Raw genomic sequence first — 14,775 nt, forward strand, 5'->3', positions numbered from 1 at the left:
AATCGAGGCGGTGTGTCAGCCGAGCACGCGGCGGCCGAGCGGCACCTGCTGAACGACGGCGTGAAGCGCTCCGCACGCGCGGCGCACGCGGTTCTCGCTCTCGTGCACCATCTCCCGGGCCGACAGCACGCTGACCGACAGCAGCAATCCCCATTCGCCTCGGCGCGCCGAGGCCGGCCCAAGAGCCGCGCCGGGAAGCGTCGACGGGATAGAGGCGGCGGCGCCCCGAGTGATCCCGCAGACGGTCCCGCGTACAATGGCGAACTCCCCCCACCCGTGAGTCCATGACGTCGACCGTGCCCTCGAATCGCCCCTCAGCCCGCCTGCACGGGCTCGACGGCATGCGCGCGATCGCGGTGACGCTCGTCGTGGTCTACCACCTCTTCCCGCCCGCGCTTCTGCCCGGAGGGTTCATCGGCGTCGACGTCTTCTTCGTCATCAGCGGGTTCCTCATCACGAGCCTGCTGCTGCGGGAGCACGATGCCACCGGCCGGATCCGGCTCGGCAGCTTCTGGGTGCGGCGTGCGCGCCGGCTCCTGCCTGCCCTTGTCGCCGTCGTCGCGGTGTGCTCGACGCTCGCCTGGCTCGTCGGCGGCGATGTGCTCGTCCGGCTGGGGGCGCAGATCGCCGGTGTCGCGACGTTCAGCTACAACTGGCTGTCGATCGCGGGGGGCGGCGGGTACTTCGCCGCGGCCACACCCGAGTTGTTCCGCAACTTCTGGTCGCTCGCGGTCGAGGAGCAGTTCTACGTGGTGTGGCCGATCGTGCTCCCACTCCTCCTGTTCCTGCCGCGCACGTGGCTGCGCGTCGCTGCCGCCGTGGTGCTCGCGACCGCGTCCGCGGTGTGGATGGGCGCGGCGATCTCTCGCGGCGACGATCTCACGCGGGCGTACTTCGGCACCGACACGCACGCGTTCGGGCTGCTGCTCGGAGTCGCGCTGGCGTTCCTGCTCATGCGGCTGCTGACACGCCCCGCTGCTGCGCACGTGCCCGAGATGGTCCATGTCCCCGGGGGAATAGACCTCGCCCCGGGCTGGCATATCGTGTTGCCGCCGTCGGCCCCCAGGCCCGCGGCGACGCGACCGCACTGGGTCGACACCGCGGTGGCGCGCCACGTGACGGGCGCCGCGGGAGTCCTGGCCGTCATCTGGATCGTCGCCCTCGCCTCGCTGACGCCGACCGACGACGCGGCCACGTTCCCGGGCGTCCTCCTCGGGGCGAGCGTCCTCACCGCTGTCGCGATCGTCGCCGGCGTGTGGCCGGGATCGTGGTTCGGCCGCGGCATCGATGTCGCACCCCTGCGGTGGGTGGGCGACCGCTCGTACGCCATCTACCTGTGGCACTGGCCGTTGCTGGTGCTCGCCGTCGCGGCATACCAGGGCACCGGGACCATCGCGGGCGTGCCGCTGTGGATCGGACTCTGCGTGCTCGCGGCGACGATCGCGGCATCCGCGTTCTCGTATCGGTTCATCGAGATGCCGGTGCGCCGGCTCGGGTTCCGGGCATCCGCGCGCACCCTCTTCGCGCGGCTCCGGTCGGGCCCCCGTTCCCGCCTGCGCACACTGGGCGCAGCCGTCGCCGGCGTGCTGATGCTCGCAGGGACCGGCGCCGCCCTCGCGGCAGCCCCCGAGGAGTCCAGCGGAGCATCCGTCGTCGCCGAGGGCCGCGCGGCACTCGAGGAGGCCAAGCGCCGGGCGAGCGCCTCTCCCGCACCGACGCCTGTGCCGACCGTGCCCGTGGGGCCGCCTGCGCTGGCGACGGATGCCGTGCCCGCCGCCCCGACACATGTCCCCGGAGATCAGATCACGGCCGTCGGCGACTCCGTCATGCTGGCGTCGGCGGCGGGGCTGCTCGAGCGGCTGCCGGGTATCGATGTCGACGCCGAGGTGTCACGATCGATCTGGGCAGGCCCCGGCATCCTGGAGTCGTTCGCGCAGGCAGGCCGCCTGCGGCCGCACGTCGTCGTCGCCCTCGGCACGAACGGGCCGGTAAACCGCGAGTCCCTCGACCGCATGGTCGCCGCGGTGGGCCCTGACCGCGACCTCATACTCGTCAACGCATATGCGCCACGCGACTGGATCCCCGGGGTCAACGCCGACCTGCAGGCATTCGCCGACGCCTACCCGAACGTCGGCATCGCGGACTGGTCCGCGGCGATCTCGCCGCGGCTCGACCTGCTCGCGGGCGATCAGGTCCACCCCGGCGCGGCGGGCGGGCGGATCTTCGCCGAGACGGTCTCGGCCGCCGTCGACCAGCTCGCGCACGAGCGCAAGGAGCGCCGCGCTCAGCTCCTCCGCGACGTCCAGGCGTACTTCCAGGTCGACCTGGAGTAGCGGACTCGGCGCACCCTCACCCCGGTCCCGCCGCGAAAACACCAGTCGGTCACGGCGACACGCCGGTGACGGATGCCTCGCCGCGGCGTGTCGCGTGACGGACTGGTGTTTTCGTCCGCACCGACGTCAGCCCAGACGCAGCGAGACCCGCGGCCCCGAAGGGCCGCGGGTCTCGCGGTGCAAGGGTGCCGGGTGGCGAGGCCCGGCGTGATCCGATTACTCGGACTTCTCCTCGACGGCCTCCTCGGCAGCAGCCTCGGCGGCGGCGCCCTCCTCCTGCGACTCCGCGCCGGCCTCGGCTGCGGTGTCGTCGGCGGCGGTCTCGTCCGCAGCGGTCTCGTCGGCCGGAGCCTCCTCGGCCTCAGCCGGAGCGGCGGCCGCGGGCGCGGCATCGGCCTTGGCGGCAGCCTTCTTGGCCGACGGCTTCTTGGTGACGGGCTCGAGGACGAGCTCGATCACGGCCATGGGCGCGTTGTCGCCCTTGCGGTTGCCGACCTTCGTGATGCGGGTGTAGCCGCCCTCACGGTCGGCGACCAGCGGCGCGATCTCGGTGAACAGGACGTGCACGACTTCCTTGTCACCGATGACCGACAGCACGCGACGGCGCGCGTGCAGGTCGCCGCGCTTCGCGAACGTGATGAGGCGCTCGGCGAGCGGACGCAGGCGCTTGGCCTTGGTCTCGGTCGTCTTGATCGACTTGTGCGTGAACAGCGCGGCCGCGAGGTTCGCAAGCAGCAGACGCTCGTGGGCGGGACCGCCTCCGAGGCGGGGACCCTTCGTGGGCTTGGGCATTCTCAGTTACTCCAGGATGAATTCGGTCGGGGGGAGACGGGCTCAGACGGTCTCGTCGTCGTAGCCGCCGTAGAAGTGCGCGCCGTCGAACCCGGGGACCGAGTCCTTCAGCGACAGGCCGAGCGAGACGAGCTTGTCGCGCACCTCGTCGACCGACTTCTGACCGAAGTTGCGGATGTTCATGAGCTGCGTCTCCGACAGGGCCACGAGCTCCGACACGGTGTTGATGCCCTCGCGCTTGAGGCAGTTGTACGAGCGGACCGACAGGTCGAGGTCCTCGATCGGCATCGACAGCTCGTTCGACAGGACCGTCTCGACCGGAGCCGGGCCGATCTCGATGCCCTCGGCCTCGACGTTGAGCTCGCGAGCCAGGCCGAAGAGCTCGGTCAGCGTGCGACCGGCCGACGCGACGGCGTCGCGCGGGGCGATCGACGACTTGGTCTCGACATCCAGCACGAGCTTGTCGAAGTCGGTGCGCTCACCTGCACGCGTGGCCTCCACGCGGTACGAGACCTTGAGCACCGGCGAGTAGATCGAGTCGACCGGGATCTGGCCGGCCTCGGCGTACTCGTTGCGGTTCTGCGTCGCCGACACGTAGCCGCGGCCACGCTCGATCGTGAGCTCGAGCTCGAACTTCGCGGTGTCGTTGAGGGTCGCGATGACCAGCTCGGGGTTGTGCACCTCGACACCGGCGGGCGCCGAGATGTCGGCGGCGGTGACCTCACCGGCGCCGGTCTTGCGCAGGTACGCCGTGATGGGCTCGTCGCGCTCGCTCGAGACGACGAGCTGCTTGATGTTGAGGATGATCTCGGTGACATCCTCCTTCACACCCGGGATGGTGCTGAACTCGTGGAGGACGCCGTCGATACGGATCGACGTGACGGCCGCGCCGGGGATCGAGGACAGGAGGCTGCGACGCAGCGCGTTGCCGATCGTGTAGCCGAAGCCGGGCTCCAGCGGCTCGATGACGAAACGGCTGCGGAACTCCCCGACCTTCTCCTCGGTCAGAGTGGGACGCTGTGCGATGAGCACTATGTGTTCCTTTCGATCACGTGCCCGCTATATGACACGTGCGGTGAGTGAGGTGTGTTGAGTTTTGCTCGTGGGATGCCGGAGCCACCGCGCGGGCGGGGCTCCGGCATCCGCGGAAAAGGGATGTCAGACGCGGCGGCGCTTGGGGGGACGGCAGCCGTTGTGAGCCTGGGGCGTCACGTCCTGGATCGAGCCGACCTCGAGGCCGGCGGCCTGCAGCGAGCGGATCGCCGTCTCGCGGCCCGAGCCCGGACCCTTCACGAACACGTCGACCTTCTTGACGCCGTGCTCCTGCGCCTGGCGGGCAGCGGACTCCGCGGCCATGCCGGCGGCGTACGGCGTCGACTTGCGCGAGCCCTTGAAGCCCACGCCACCCGAGGATGCCCAGCTGATGACGGCGCCCGACGGGTCGGTGATCGAGACGATCGTGTTGTTGAACGTCGACTTGATGTGGGCCTGGCCCAGCGCGATGTTCTTCTTCTCCTTGCGGCGCGGCTTGCGCGCGGCGGTCTTGGCCTGTGCCATGTGCGTGTTCTCCTAAACCTGGGGGCCGCGCCTTAGCGCGCCTTCTTCTTGCCGGCGACGGTGCGCTTCGGGCCCTTGCGGGTGCGGGCGTTCGTCTTCGTGCGCTGACCGCGCACCGGGAGGCCGCGGCGGTGACGCAGACCCTCGTAGGAGCCGATCTCGACCTTGCGGCGGATGTCGGCGGCCACCTCGCGGCGGAGATCACCCTCGACCTTGTAGTTGCCTTCGATGTAGTCGCGGAGCGCGACGAGCTGGTCGTCGGTGAGGTCCTTGACGCGGACGTTCTCGTCGATCTCCGTCGCCTTGAGGATCTCGTTCGAGCGGGTACGGCCAACGCCGTAGATGTAGGTAAGGGCGATCACCACGCGCTTGTCGCGCGGGATGTCGACGCCGGCAAGACGTGCCATGCGGCTCTCCTAGGAGTGAGTGGAGGTGTGGAGCAGCATCGGTGCCCGGGCCTCCGCCCCGAGGTGTCCCCTCCGGAGAGGTTCTGATGCTGCCTGTAGATGTATTGAGTTGTGAGTTCGCGGGCCGCGCCGTGCGCGGCATCCGTTCAGCCCTGGCGCTGCTTGTGACGCGGGTTCGACTTGCAGATGACCATCACGCGACCGTGGCGGCGGATGACCTTGCAGTGGTCGCAGATGGGCTTGACGGAGGGGTTGACCTTCATGATGATTCCTGTTTCGCTGTCTTCGCCGGGCAGACGCGGCCCTTCCGGGCTCGCCTGGGGCGTTACTTCTCGACCGGCCTAGCGGTAGCGGTAGACGATTCGGCCACGCGTGAGGTCGTAGGGCGAGAGCTCCACGACGACGCGGTCCTCCGGGATGATGCGGATGTAGTTCTGCCGCATCTTGCCCGAGATCGTTGCGAGCACCTTGTGTCCGTTGGTGAGCTCAACGCGGAACATCGCGTTGGGCAGTGCCTCCGACACGACGCCCTCGATCTCGATGACACCGTCTTTCTTCGCCATACGCTCGCTTACAGTTGTGCCGACCGGTCGGTCTGCGGTGGATGGGGTTCGGTGCTGCGACACGCCAATGAAGGCGCAACGCACCAAAGATCAAGCATACGTGATAACGGATGCCTCGGCAAATGCTCGGCAGAGGCCCGTGCCCCGTGATGCCGCGGGCGGGAGTGCAGCCCGGCCCGCGGCATCCGTCGGCGATGCGTCAGGGCCGCCGACGACGCACCAGGGTCACGACGACGGCCGCGCCGCCCGCCAGGAGGAGTCCGCTGCCGAGGGCGACGACCCACCACGGAACGGTGCTGCCGGTGACGGCGAGGCCGCCCGCGTCCGGGCCCGCCGGTGCGGGGGCCGGCGCGGTCGGCGACGGTGTCGGGGTGGGCGTCGGAGTCGGAGTCGGTGTCGGTGTCGGTCCGGGCTCGACGCCGGACGGCACCCAGGTGTTCGCGACGGTCACCGTGATCGGGTCATCCGCCGACTGGCCCGTGATCACGGCCGGAGCGCCGGTGATGACCGGCGTCGCCCACGTGCCTTCGTCGGTGTCGGCCGGTCCCGTCTCGGTGACGGAGCACTCCGCGCCGACGGGCGCGTCGAAGGGTCCCGCGGTCTCACCGGCGCGCACCGACCATGTGCCGCTGACGGCTTCGGCACCGTCCACGAAGCATGCCCACTCGCCGCTGAACGCGACGCCTGGGGCATCGTCGCCCGACACCGTCTTGACGATCTCGAACGAACCGGTCTGCGAGTCCGCGATGCAGGCGAACGCGCCCGGGGCGAGCCACGGGTAGTTGTGCAGCTCGTTGCCGTCGCCGTTCATGAAGATGTCGCCGCCGGCGTATACGCGGCCGTTCATGCTGGCGGTGATGCCGAAGTCCGCGTGCGGCGCCAGCACTGAGCCGAGGAACTGGCTGGTGCCGCCGAAGGTCACGCTCGTCGTGTCGGCGAAGTTCCACATCGTGCGCTGCGCGACCATGCCGAACAGCGCCGACGACATGTCGTCGGCCCGAAGGCCGTCGTTCTCGAAGTAGTTCGGGCTGAACGTGATCGGCTGGTCGCCGACCACGTTGATGACGACCGGTGCATCGTCGGCGATGCCCGTGAAGGACACCTCCGTGACCGTGTTCAGCTGGGCTGCGGTCACGGTGAAGACCTGCATGCCGCTCGTGCCGTCGCCGGCGAACGTCGCCCGCGCGCCCGAGACGACGACCGGGTTCGTGTCGGCCATCGCCACCCACGATGCGGAGTTCGTCGTCAGGGCGTCATCGAAGCCCGCCCATGCCGAGACCGACTCCGCCCCGAGGCCCGCCTCGAGAGAGCCGTTGTTGAGCTCGTACTGGGGCGCGGGGAAGACCGGCGACGCAGTCCCGCCCACGCGGACGTCGCCGCCCAGCAGATCCCCGCCGGCGTCCGCCGCGCCCGAGCCGACGTCGAGCACCGTCGTCTCGCCGACCGACAGCGCTCCGCCGACCGCCAGCATGATGCTCCCCGGTGTGGGCGCGGTCTGCGAGCCGACGCCGACCCAGCCGACGTTGAACCGCCCGCCGACGGCCTTGTCGAACGTGGCGTCGCCCATCACGACGAGGAGGCCCTCGGACTCGGCCGCTCCCCCGTCGGCGACGAAATCCCCGCCGGCGAACACGGCGACGTTGTCGTCGGTCCACGGGTCGTTCTCGGCCGGGGTGCCCGGTCCGGGGAGGAAGCCCGGCGGGCACTCGCCTGTCGCGGCGGCTGCGGGGGCGGCGGCGAGGACGCCGAACGGGACGAGGAATGCGGCGGTCAGAGCGGCGACCGCAGCGGTTGCGGGCGCGCGAAAGAAGCGCCTCTTCGGGTGAGACATGCCTCCGACGGTATCAGTCGCCTGTGCGCGTACCTGGGAGACGCATGGGGCCCCGCGCACCCGTCACGTGCCGCGCGCCGCGAACCGCGGCATCCGTCGCCTACTCGAAGAGCGTCGCGAGCTGGCCGGGCTCGGGCAGCTGGCTGTTCGAGATGACCTCTCCGTTCACCGCGACGGTCGGCGTGCCGATGCCCTGCGAACCCGGCTGCACCGGCGTCTCGGCGGTCATCTCGGTGACATAGCCGGCGTACGTGCCGTCGTTCACGCACGAGTCGATGCCGGTCACCCCGACGCTTCCCGCGATCTCGAGGATCTCGCCGTTCGTCAGACCGCGCGAGCCCTCCTGGGGCTGGTTCGCGAACATCGCCTGCAGGAAGGGCAGCGACGCGTCGGCATCCTCCGCCGCCACGCAGTACGCGGCGTTCGCGGCGCGCGTGGAGAACTGCGTCCCCTGCGACCGCCGGTCGAGGATCGAGATGGGGTGGATGCCCAGCGTGATGGTGCCGTCGTCGACCAGGGATTCGATCTCGGGGCCGTAGAGCTGCTCGAAGTCGTTGCAGATCGGGCACATGAAGTCGATGTAGGTGTCGAGACGGCCCTCGCCGTCGCCGACGAGGATCGCACCGGTCTCGGCGTCGATGTTCGACGCCGAGGGAGTCACCACATCGGTCGGGAGCGGCTTCGGGGTGCCCGCGTTGTTCAGCGTCACCACCAGCACCACGACCAGCGCGAGCGCCACGACGACTCCCGCCGTCACCCAGATCGCGAACCAGTTGACCTTGCGCGCACCCTGTGCCATCTCGAGCCTCCTCAGGCGATCTCGCGCGGCGTCACGCCGAACGGGGCAAGGCCCGCGGCGCCGCCGTCGGGTGCCGTGAGCACCCAGATTCCGTCTTCGTGCACCGCGACGCTGTGCTCCCAGTGGGAGCCGGCGGTGCCGTCCACCGTCGACACGGTCCAGCCGTCGTCCTCGATGTACGTGGCCTGGTCGCCGATCACGACCATCGGCTCGATGGCGAGCACGAGGCCGGGGCGCACCTCAGGCCCGGGGTCGGAGACGCGGTAGTTGAACACCGACGGCGACTCGTGCATCTTGCGCCCGATGCCGTGGCCGACGTACTCGCGAAGGATGCCGTACGCGCCGCTCTCGGGCGAGTTCGCCTCGATGTGCTCCTGGATCGCCGCGCCGACCTCGCCGAGATGCTTCGCCGTCGCGAGCGCCGCGATGCCGGCCCACAGCGAACCCTCGGTGACCTCCGACAGCCGCCGGCGCTCGGCGACGAGCTCGGGGCGCGTGTCGTCGGGGACGACGAAGGTGAACGCGGAGTCGCCGTTCCAGCCCTTGTACTCGGCGCCCGCGTCGATCGAGACGATGTCGCCCGCGACGAGGGCGCGGTCACCCGGGATGCCGTGCACGACCTGCTCATTGACGGAGGCGCAGATCGTGTGACGGTAGCCGCGCACCATCTGGAAGTTCGACTTCGCGCCGCGGGCGGTGATGACGGCGGATGCCGCGGCATCGAGCTCGGCCGTGGTGACCCCGGGAGCGATCAGCCCGCGCGCGGCGTCGAGTGCGGCCGCGGTGATCAGACCCGGCTCGAGCATCGCCCGCAGCTGCGCAGGCGACTTGTAGATGGATCGGCGGAGCGCCACGGTCACGCTGCGGCACCGCGGTCGAGACCGCGTGCCTCGAGCGCCGCCACGATCCGGCCGGTGATCTCATCGAGCGACCCGACGCCGTCGATGCGCACGACGACGCCGCGAGCGCGGTAGACGTCGAGGATCGGAGCGGTCTCGCGCTCGTAGATGGCCAGCCGGTTGGCGATGCCTTCTTCGGTGTCGTCGCTGCGCCCCTGCTCGGCGGCGCGGTGCGACAGGCGCGCGATGCTCTCGTCACGCGGGACGTCGAGCTCGATGACGGCGTCGACCTCTTCGCCACGGCCCTCGAGGAACTCGTCGAGGTGCATGACCTGGGCGACGTTGCGCGGATACCCGTCGAGCAGGAAGCCATCCGCAGCATCCGGCTGCGACAGCCGGTCGCGCACGACGGCGCTCGTCAGCTCGTCGGGCACCAGATCGCCCGCGTCGATGATCGCCTTGACCTGCTCCCCCAGCGGCGTGCCGGCCTTGACCGCACCGCGGAACACGTCGCCGGTTGAGATGGCCGGGATGCCGAAGGTCTCGGCGATCCGGATGCCCTGAGTGCCCTTGCCCGAGCCCTGCGGCCCCACGATCAGCAGGCGGGTCATCGGAGGAGCCCCTCGTAGTGACGCTGCTGCAGCTGGGCGTCGATCTGCTTGACGGTCTCGAGGCCCACGCCGACGATGATGAGGATCGACGCCCCGCCGAACGGGAAGTTCTGGTTCGCGCCCACCGTCGCCAGCGCGATGAGCGGAAGCAGCGCGATGAGACCGAGGTAGAGCGAGCCGGGCAGCGTGATGCGCGTGAGCACGTAGTCGAGGTACTCGGCCGTCGGACGACCGGCACGGATGCCGGGGATGAAGCCGCCGTACTTCTTCATGTTGTCGGCGACCTCGACCGGGTTGAACGTGATCGCGACGTAGAAGTACGTGAACCCGACGATGAGCAGGAAGTACACCGCCATGTAGATCGGGTGATCGCCGTTCGTGAAGTACGTCTGGATCCACGCCACCCACTCGGGGATCTCGTTGTCGGCGTTCGGCTGCATGTTGAACTGCGCGATGAGCGCAGGGATGTACAGCAGCGACGAGGCGAAGATGACGGGCACGACGCCGGCCATGTTGACCTTGATCGGGATGTACGTGTTCGTCCCGCCGTACGTGCGGCGGCCGACCATGCGCTTGGCGTACTGAACCGGGATGCGGCGCTGGGACTGCTCGACGAAGACGACGAGGCCCACGACCACGATGCCGACGGCGAGGACGAGGAGGAAGACCTCGAACCCGCGCGACTGGGCGATCGCCCACAGCGAGGCCGGGAAGGTCGCAGCGATCGAGGTGAAGATCAGCAGCGACATGCCGTTGCCGATTCCGCGCTCGGTGACGAGCTCGGCGAACCACATGATGAGGCCGGTGCCGGCGGTCATCGTGATGATCATGAGGAGCTGCGCCCACCACACGTCGTTGGTGAGCAGCTGCTCGCACTCGGGGATGCCGGTCACGCCGAACAGCTGACCGCTGCGTGCGACGGTGACGAGGGTCGTGGACTGGAGGAGCGCCAGCGCGATCGTGAGGTAGCGCGTGTACTGCGTCAGCCGCGCCTGGCCCGACTGGCCCTCCTTGTAGAGGGTCTCGAAGTGCGGGATGACCACGCGCAGCAGCTGGACGATGATCGTCGCCGTGATGTACGGCATGACGCCGAGCGCGAAGATCGACAGCTGGAGGAGCGCACCGCCCGAGAACAGGTTGACCAGCGACAGCAGGCCTTCCGCGCCCTGGGACTGGTCCAGACACGACTGTACGTTCGGGAAGTCGACGAACGGCGCCGGGATGTGCGCGCCGAAGCGGTACAGGGCGATGATCGCGAGAGTGAATGCGATCTTCCGCCGAAGGTCGGGTGTGCGGAAGACCCGCGCGATGGCGCTGAACAAGAGGTTTCCTCCAGTGGGGATGCCGGCAGGCACGGCGACATGCCGACGTCCAGGGTAACCCAGTGGGGGCCGGAGCAAGCTCCGACCCCCACTGTGAGTATTTACTTGACGCTGCCGCCCGCGGCGACGATCTTCTGCTCGGCGGATCCCGAGACCTTGTCGACCGACACGTTGAGCTTCACCGAGATGTCTCCGGTGCCGAGCACCTTGACCTTCTCGTTCTTGCGCACAGCACCCTTGGCGACCAGGTCGCCGACGGTGACGTCGCCACCGGCCGGGTACAGTTCCGCGAGCTTGTCCAGGTTCACGACCTGGTACTCGACGCGGAACGGGTTCTTGAAGCCGCGGAGCTTCGGGGTGCGCATGTGCAGCGGCATCTGCCCACCCTCGAAGCCGACCTTGACCTGGTAGCGGGCCTTGGTGCCCTTGGTGCCACGGCCCGCGGTCTTGCCCTTCGAGCCCTCACCGCGACCCACGCGGGTCTTGGGGGTGTTCGAGCCCGGGACCGGACGCAGGTGGTGCACCTTCAGCACGCCGGGGCGCGCAGCCGGGGCATCCGCCTTCTTGGCCGGAGCCTTCTTCGCGGGAGCAGCCTTGTCGGACGCCTTCTTGGGGGCAGCCGCCGCCTTGGCGGCAGGCGCCTTCTCGGCCTTCTCGGCCTTGTCGGCAGCAGCCTTCGCGGGCGCCTTCTTGGGGGCAGCCGCCCCCTTCTCGGCGGCGGCCTTGGGCGCAGCAGCCTTCTCAGCAGCCGTCTTCTTCGCAGGAGACTTCTTGGCCTCCGGCTCGACGGCCTCGTTCTTCTCGGCCTTCTCAGCCATCAGTCGATCTCCTCAACCTTCACGAGGTGCGCGACGGTCCGGACGTAACCGCGCGTCTGCGCGTCGTCGGGACGGACGACCGAGTCGCCGATCCGCTTCAGACCGAGCGAACGCAGCGTGTCGCGCTGGTTCTGCTTCTCGCTCACCTTGGACTTGACCTGCGTGACCTTCAGACGCGCAGCCATCAGACACCTGCCTTCGCAGCGGCCGCGGCCTCAGCCTCGGCACGGACGAGACGGGCGGGGGCGACCTGGTCGAACTCGAGGCCACGACGCGCGGCGACCGCACGGGGCTCCTCGAGCTGCTTCAGGGCCTCCACCGTCGCGTGGACGATGTTGATCGTGTTCGACGAACCGAGCGACTTCGACAGCACGTCGTGGATACCGGCGCACTCGAGCACCGCACGCACCGGACCACCGGCGATGACACCGGTACCGGCGGCGGCGGGACGAAGCAGCACCACACCGGCGGCCGCCTCACCCTGCACCGGGTGCGGGATCGTCGAGCCGACACGGGGGACGCGGAAGAAGTTGCGCTTGGCCTCCTCGACACCCTTCGAGATCGCCAGCGGCACCTCGCGGGCCTTGCCGTAGCCGACGCCCACCACACCGTTGCCGTCGCCGACGACGACGAGCGCGGTGAAGCTGAAGCGACGACCACCCTTGACGACCTTCGACACGCGGTTGATGGTGACGACGCGCTCGAGGAACTGGCTCTCGTTGCGGTCGCGGCCTCCGCGGTCGCGGTTGGGGTTGCGCTCGCGACCGCCGCGGCGCGGCTCGCGCTCGCGCTCGGCGGGCGCCGTGGCCGCCTCGGCCGGAGCCTCGGCAGCTGCCTGCTCGGTCACGATGTTCTCCTTGTTGTCACTCACAGGTTCAGACCTCCCTCGCGCGCGCCTTCGGCGATCGCCGCGACACGGCCCGCGTAGCGGTTGCCGCCACGGTCGAACACGACGTCCGAGACGCCGGCGGCCTTCGCGCGCTCCGCGAGGAGCTCGCCGACCTTGCGCGCCTTGGCGGTCTTGTCGGCGTCGGTCGCACGCAGATCGGTCTCGAGTGTCGAGGCCGAGGCCAGCGTGTGGCCCTTGCTGTCGTCGACGAGCTGCACGAACACGTGGCGCGCCGAACGCGTCACGACCAGGCGGGGACGCTCGGTCGTGCCGACGACCTTCTTGCGAAGGCGGGCGTGACGACGCGCGCGCGCGTCGGACTTCGACTTCACAGCCATGGTTACTTACCAGCCTTTCCGGCCTTGCGCCGAACGACCTCGCCGGCGTAGCGCACACCCTTGCCCTTGTACGGCTCGGGCTTGCGGATCTTGCGGATGTTGGCAGCCGCCTCGCCGACGGCCTGCTTGTCGATGCCGCTGACCGTGAGCTTGTTGTTGCCCTCGACGGTCAGGGTGATGCCGGCGGGCGGCTCGACGAGGACGGGGTGCGAGAAGCCGAGAGCGAACTCGACCGCCGTGCCCTTCTGCGCCACGCGGTAACCCGTGCCGACGACCTCGAGGCCCTTGGTGTAGCCCTGGGTGACACCGATGATGTTGTTGTTGATGAGCGTGCGGGTGAGGCCGTGGAGCGAACGCGAGGAGCGCTCGTCGTCGGGACGGGTCACGACGACCTGGCCCTCCTCGACCTTGACCTCGATGGGGCGGGCCACGGTGAGCGAGAGCTCGCCCTTGGGGCCCTTGACGGCGACATCCTGGCCATCGACCGTGATGGTCACACCGGCGGGGATGTCGATCGGAAGACGACCGATACGCGACATGTCAGATCACCACACGTAGGCGAGGACTTCCCCACCCACGCCCTTCTGCTCTGCCTGGCGGTCCGTGAGAAGACCGGAGGAGGTGGACAGGATCGCGACGCCGAGCCCGCCGAGGACACGCGGGATCTCGTTCGACTTCGCGTACACGCGGAGGCCGGGCTTCGAGACGCGCTTGATGCCGGCGATCGACCGCTCGCGGTTCGGGCCGTACTTGAGCGACAGCGTGAGGGTCTGGCCGACGCGGGCGTCCGAGACGGACCAGTCCGCGATGTAGCCCTCCTGCTTGAGGATCTCGGCGATGTGGGTCTTGAGCTTCGAGCTCGGCAGCGACACGGAGTCGTGGTGCGCCGAGTTCGCGTTGCGCAGACGGGTCAGCATGTCTGCGACCGGGTCTGTCATTGTCATTTGTTGATTCCTTTGCTCACGAGGTTTCGGCTGCCGTTACACGACAGACGACCTTCGATGACTGCGATATTCGGTTGTGTCTCGTTCAGGATGCCTCGGCCCGCGCACGCGCCCGGGCCGAGGCATCCGGAATTCTGGATCAGGACTGCTGGTCCTCGTTGCGGAACGGGAAGCCGAGGTGGCGCAGAAGCGCGCGGCCCTCGTCATCCGTGGTCGCCGACGTCACGATGGTGATGTCGAAGCCCCGCACGCGGTCGATCTTGTCCTGGTTGATCTCGTGGAACACGGACTGCTCCTGGAGACCGAAGGTGTAGTTGCCGTGTCCGTCGAACTGCTTGCCCGAAAGGCCGCGGAAGTCGCGGATGCGGGGCAGGGCGAGGTTGACGAGGCGGTCGATGAACTCCCACGCGCGGTCACCGCGAAGGGTCACGTGCGCACCGATCGGCTGACCCTCGCGCAGCTTGAACTGCGCGATCGACTTGCGAGCCTTGGTCACGACCGGCTTCTGGCCGGTGATCTTGGTGAGGTCGTCGACCGCGCCATCGATCACCTTGCTGTCGCGAGCCGCCTCGCCGACACCGGTGTTCACCACGACCTTGACCAGGCCGGGGATCTGCATGACGTTCTTGTAGCCGAACTCCTCCTGCAGCTGCTGCTGGATCTCGGCCTTGTACTTCTGCTTGAGGCGGGGCTGGATCTTGCCAGCCTCCACGGCAGTGGCGGTGCTCATGT

At 69.1% G+C, this 14,775-nt stretch carries 20 protein-coding genes; 1 reads left to right on the top strand and 19 read right to left on the bottom strand.

Features of this window, described 5'->3' with window-relative positions; translation table 11 throughout:
• Positions 1-15 precede the first annotated feature (15 nt).
• Positions 16-147: a hypothetical protein gene (locus AC3ANN_RS13455; protein WP_488337900.1), complete on the bottom strand. Its 132-nt coding sequence runs from the start codon at positions 145-147 to the stop codon at positions 16-18.
• Positions 148-284: 137 nt separating this feature from the next.
• Here AC3ANN_RS13455 and AC3ANN_RS13460 point away from each other — a divergent pair, with 137 nt between their 5' ends.
• Positions 285-2,333, top strand: coding sequence for an acyltransferase family protein (locus AC3ANN_RS13460; RefSeq protein WP_488337901.1), 2,049 nt, complete (start codon positions 285-287; stop codon positions 2,331-2,333).
• A gap of 216 nt (positions 2,334-2,549) precedes the next feature.
• Here AC3ANN_RS13460 and rplQ read toward each other — a convergent pair whose 3' ends face one another.
• The 18 genes from rplQ to rplE form a co-directional block, all read right to left on the bottom strand.
• Entirely contained in the window at positions 2,550-3,125 is a 576-nt protein-coding gene (rplQ, locus tag AC3ANN_RS13465; RefSeq protein WP_488337902.1) for a 50S ribosomal protein L17, read from the bottom strand.
• A gap of 42 nt (positions 3,126-3,167) precedes the next feature.
• Positions 3,168-4,157: a DNA-directed RNA polymerase subunit alpha gene (locus AC3ANN_RS13470; RefSeq protein WP_336398092.1), complete on the bottom strand. Its 990-nt coding sequence runs from the start codon at positions 4,155-4,157 to the stop codon at positions 3,168-3,170.
• 126 nt (positions 4,158-4,283) lie between these two features.
• Positions 4,284-4,682, bottom strand: a complete 399-nt coding sequence (gene rpsK / locus AC3ANN_RS13475; protein ID WP_056117708.1) for a 30S ribosomal protein S11 — start codon at positions 4,680-4,682, stop codon at positions 4,284-4,286.
• A 32-nt stretch (positions 4,683-4,714) separates the two neighbouring features.
• Complete coding sequence (gene rpsM / locus AC3ANN_RS13480) at positions 4,715-5,089, bottom strand: 30S ribosomal protein S13 (RefSeq protein WP_488337903.1); 375 nt, start codon at positions 5,087-5,089, stop codon at positions 4,715-4,717.
• A 146-nt stretch (positions 5,090-5,235) separates the two neighbouring features.
• On the bottom strand, positions 5,236-5,352 hold the full coding sequence (rpmJ, locus tag AC3ANN_RS13485; protein ID WP_005050492.1) for a 50S ribosomal protein L36: 117 nt from the start codon (positions 5,350-5,352) through the stop codon (positions 5,236-5,238).
• Positions 5,353-5,430: 78 nt separating this feature from the next.
• Positions 5,431-5,652, bottom strand: coding sequence for a translation initiation factor IF-1 (gene infA / locus AC3ANN_RS13490; protein WP_005050493.1), 222 nt, complete (start codon positions 5,650-5,652; stop codon positions 5,431-5,433).
• 199 nt (positions 5,653-5,851) lie between these two features.
• Entirely contained in the window at positions 5,852-7,483 is a 1,632-nt protein-coding gene (locus AC3ANN_RS13495) for a choice-of-anchor A family protein (RefSeq protein ID WP_488337904.1), read from the bottom strand.
• Positions 7,484-7,583: 100 nt separating this feature from the next.
• Positions 7,584-8,282 carry a DsbA family protein gene (locus AC3ANN_RS13500; protein ID WP_488337905.1) on the bottom strand — a complete coding sequence of 233 codons (699 nt, stop codon included), beginning with the start codon at positions 8,280-8,282 and terminating at the stop codon, positions 7,584-7,586.
• Between the two features lie 11 nt (positions 8,283-8,293).
• Positions 8,294-9,136 (bottom strand): type I methionyl aminopeptidase, encoded by an 843-nt coding sequence (map, locus tag AC3ANN_RS13505; protein ID WP_488340843.1) that lies wholly within the window; start codon positions 9,134-9,136, stop codon positions 8,294-8,296.
• 2 nt (positions 9,137-9,138) lie between these two features.
• Positions 9,139-9,732 carry an adenylate kinase gene (locus tag AC3ANN_RS13510; RefSeq protein WP_488337906.1) on the bottom strand — a complete coding sequence of 198 codons (594 nt, stop codon included), beginning with the start codon at positions 9,730-9,732 and terminating at the stop codon, positions 9,139-9,141.
• A complete protein-coding gene (gene secY / locus AC3ANN_RS13515; RefSeq protein ID WP_488337907.1) occupies positions 9,729-11,054 on the bottom strand; it encodes a preprotein translocase subunit SecY in 1,326 nt (441 codons plus the stop codon). The genes AC3ANN_RS13510 and secY overlap by 4 nt, the downstream gene beginning before the upstream one ends.
• 101 nt (positions 11,055-11,155) lie before the next feature.
• Positions 11,156-11,872, bottom strand: a complete 717-nt coding sequence (rplO, locus tag AC3ANN_RS13520) for a 50S ribosomal protein L15 (protein WP_488337908.1) — start codon at positions 11,870-11,872, stop codon at positions 11,156-11,158.
• Positions 11,872-12,057, bottom strand: a complete 186-nt coding sequence (gene rpmD / locus AC3ANN_RS13525; protein WP_018171461.1) for a 50S ribosomal protein L30 — start codon at positions 12,055-12,057, stop codon at positions 11,872-11,874. The genes rplO and rpmD overlap by 1 nt, the downstream gene beginning before the upstream one ends.
• A complete protein-coding gene (gene rpsE, locus AC3ANN_RS13530) occupies positions 12,057-12,743 on the bottom strand; it encodes a 30S ribosomal protein S5 (protein ID WP_194409401.1) in 687 nt (228 codons plus the stop codon). The genes rpmD and rpsE overlap by 1 nt, the downstream gene beginning before the upstream one ends.
• Positions 12,740-13,099: a 50S ribosomal protein L18 gene (gene rplR / locus AC3ANN_RS13535; protein ID WP_488337909.1), complete on the bottom strand. Its 360-nt coding sequence runs from the start codon at positions 13,097-13,099 to the stop codon at positions 12,740-12,742. Before rplR ends, rpsE begins: the two co-directional genes overlap by 4 nt.
• 2 nt (positions 13,100-13,101) lie before the next feature.
• Positions 13,102-13,638, bottom strand: a complete 537-nt coding sequence (gene rplF / locus AC3ANN_RS13540) for a 50S ribosomal protein L6 (RefSeq protein WP_488337910.1) — start codon at positions 13,636-13,638, stop codon at positions 13,102-13,104.
• A 6-nt stretch (positions 13,639-13,644) separates the two neighbouring features.
• On the bottom strand, positions 13,645-14,043 hold the full coding sequence (gene rpsH / locus AC3ANN_RS13545; RefSeq protein WP_488337911.1) for a 30S ribosomal protein S8: 399 nt from the start codon (positions 14,041-14,043) through the stop codon (positions 13,645-13,647).
• Positions 14,044-14,182: 139 nt separating this feature from the next.
• Positions 14,183-14,773 (bottom strand): 50S ribosomal protein L5, encoded by a 591-nt coding sequence (gene rplE / locus AC3ANN_RS13550; RefSeq protein WP_488337912.1) that lies wholly within the window; start codon positions 14,771-14,773, stop codon positions 14,183-14,185.
• Between the last annotated feature and the right edge of the window lie 2 nt (positions 14,774-14,775).

The sequence above is a fragment of the Microbacterium sp. STRO-2N genome (genome assembly GCF_057747775.1).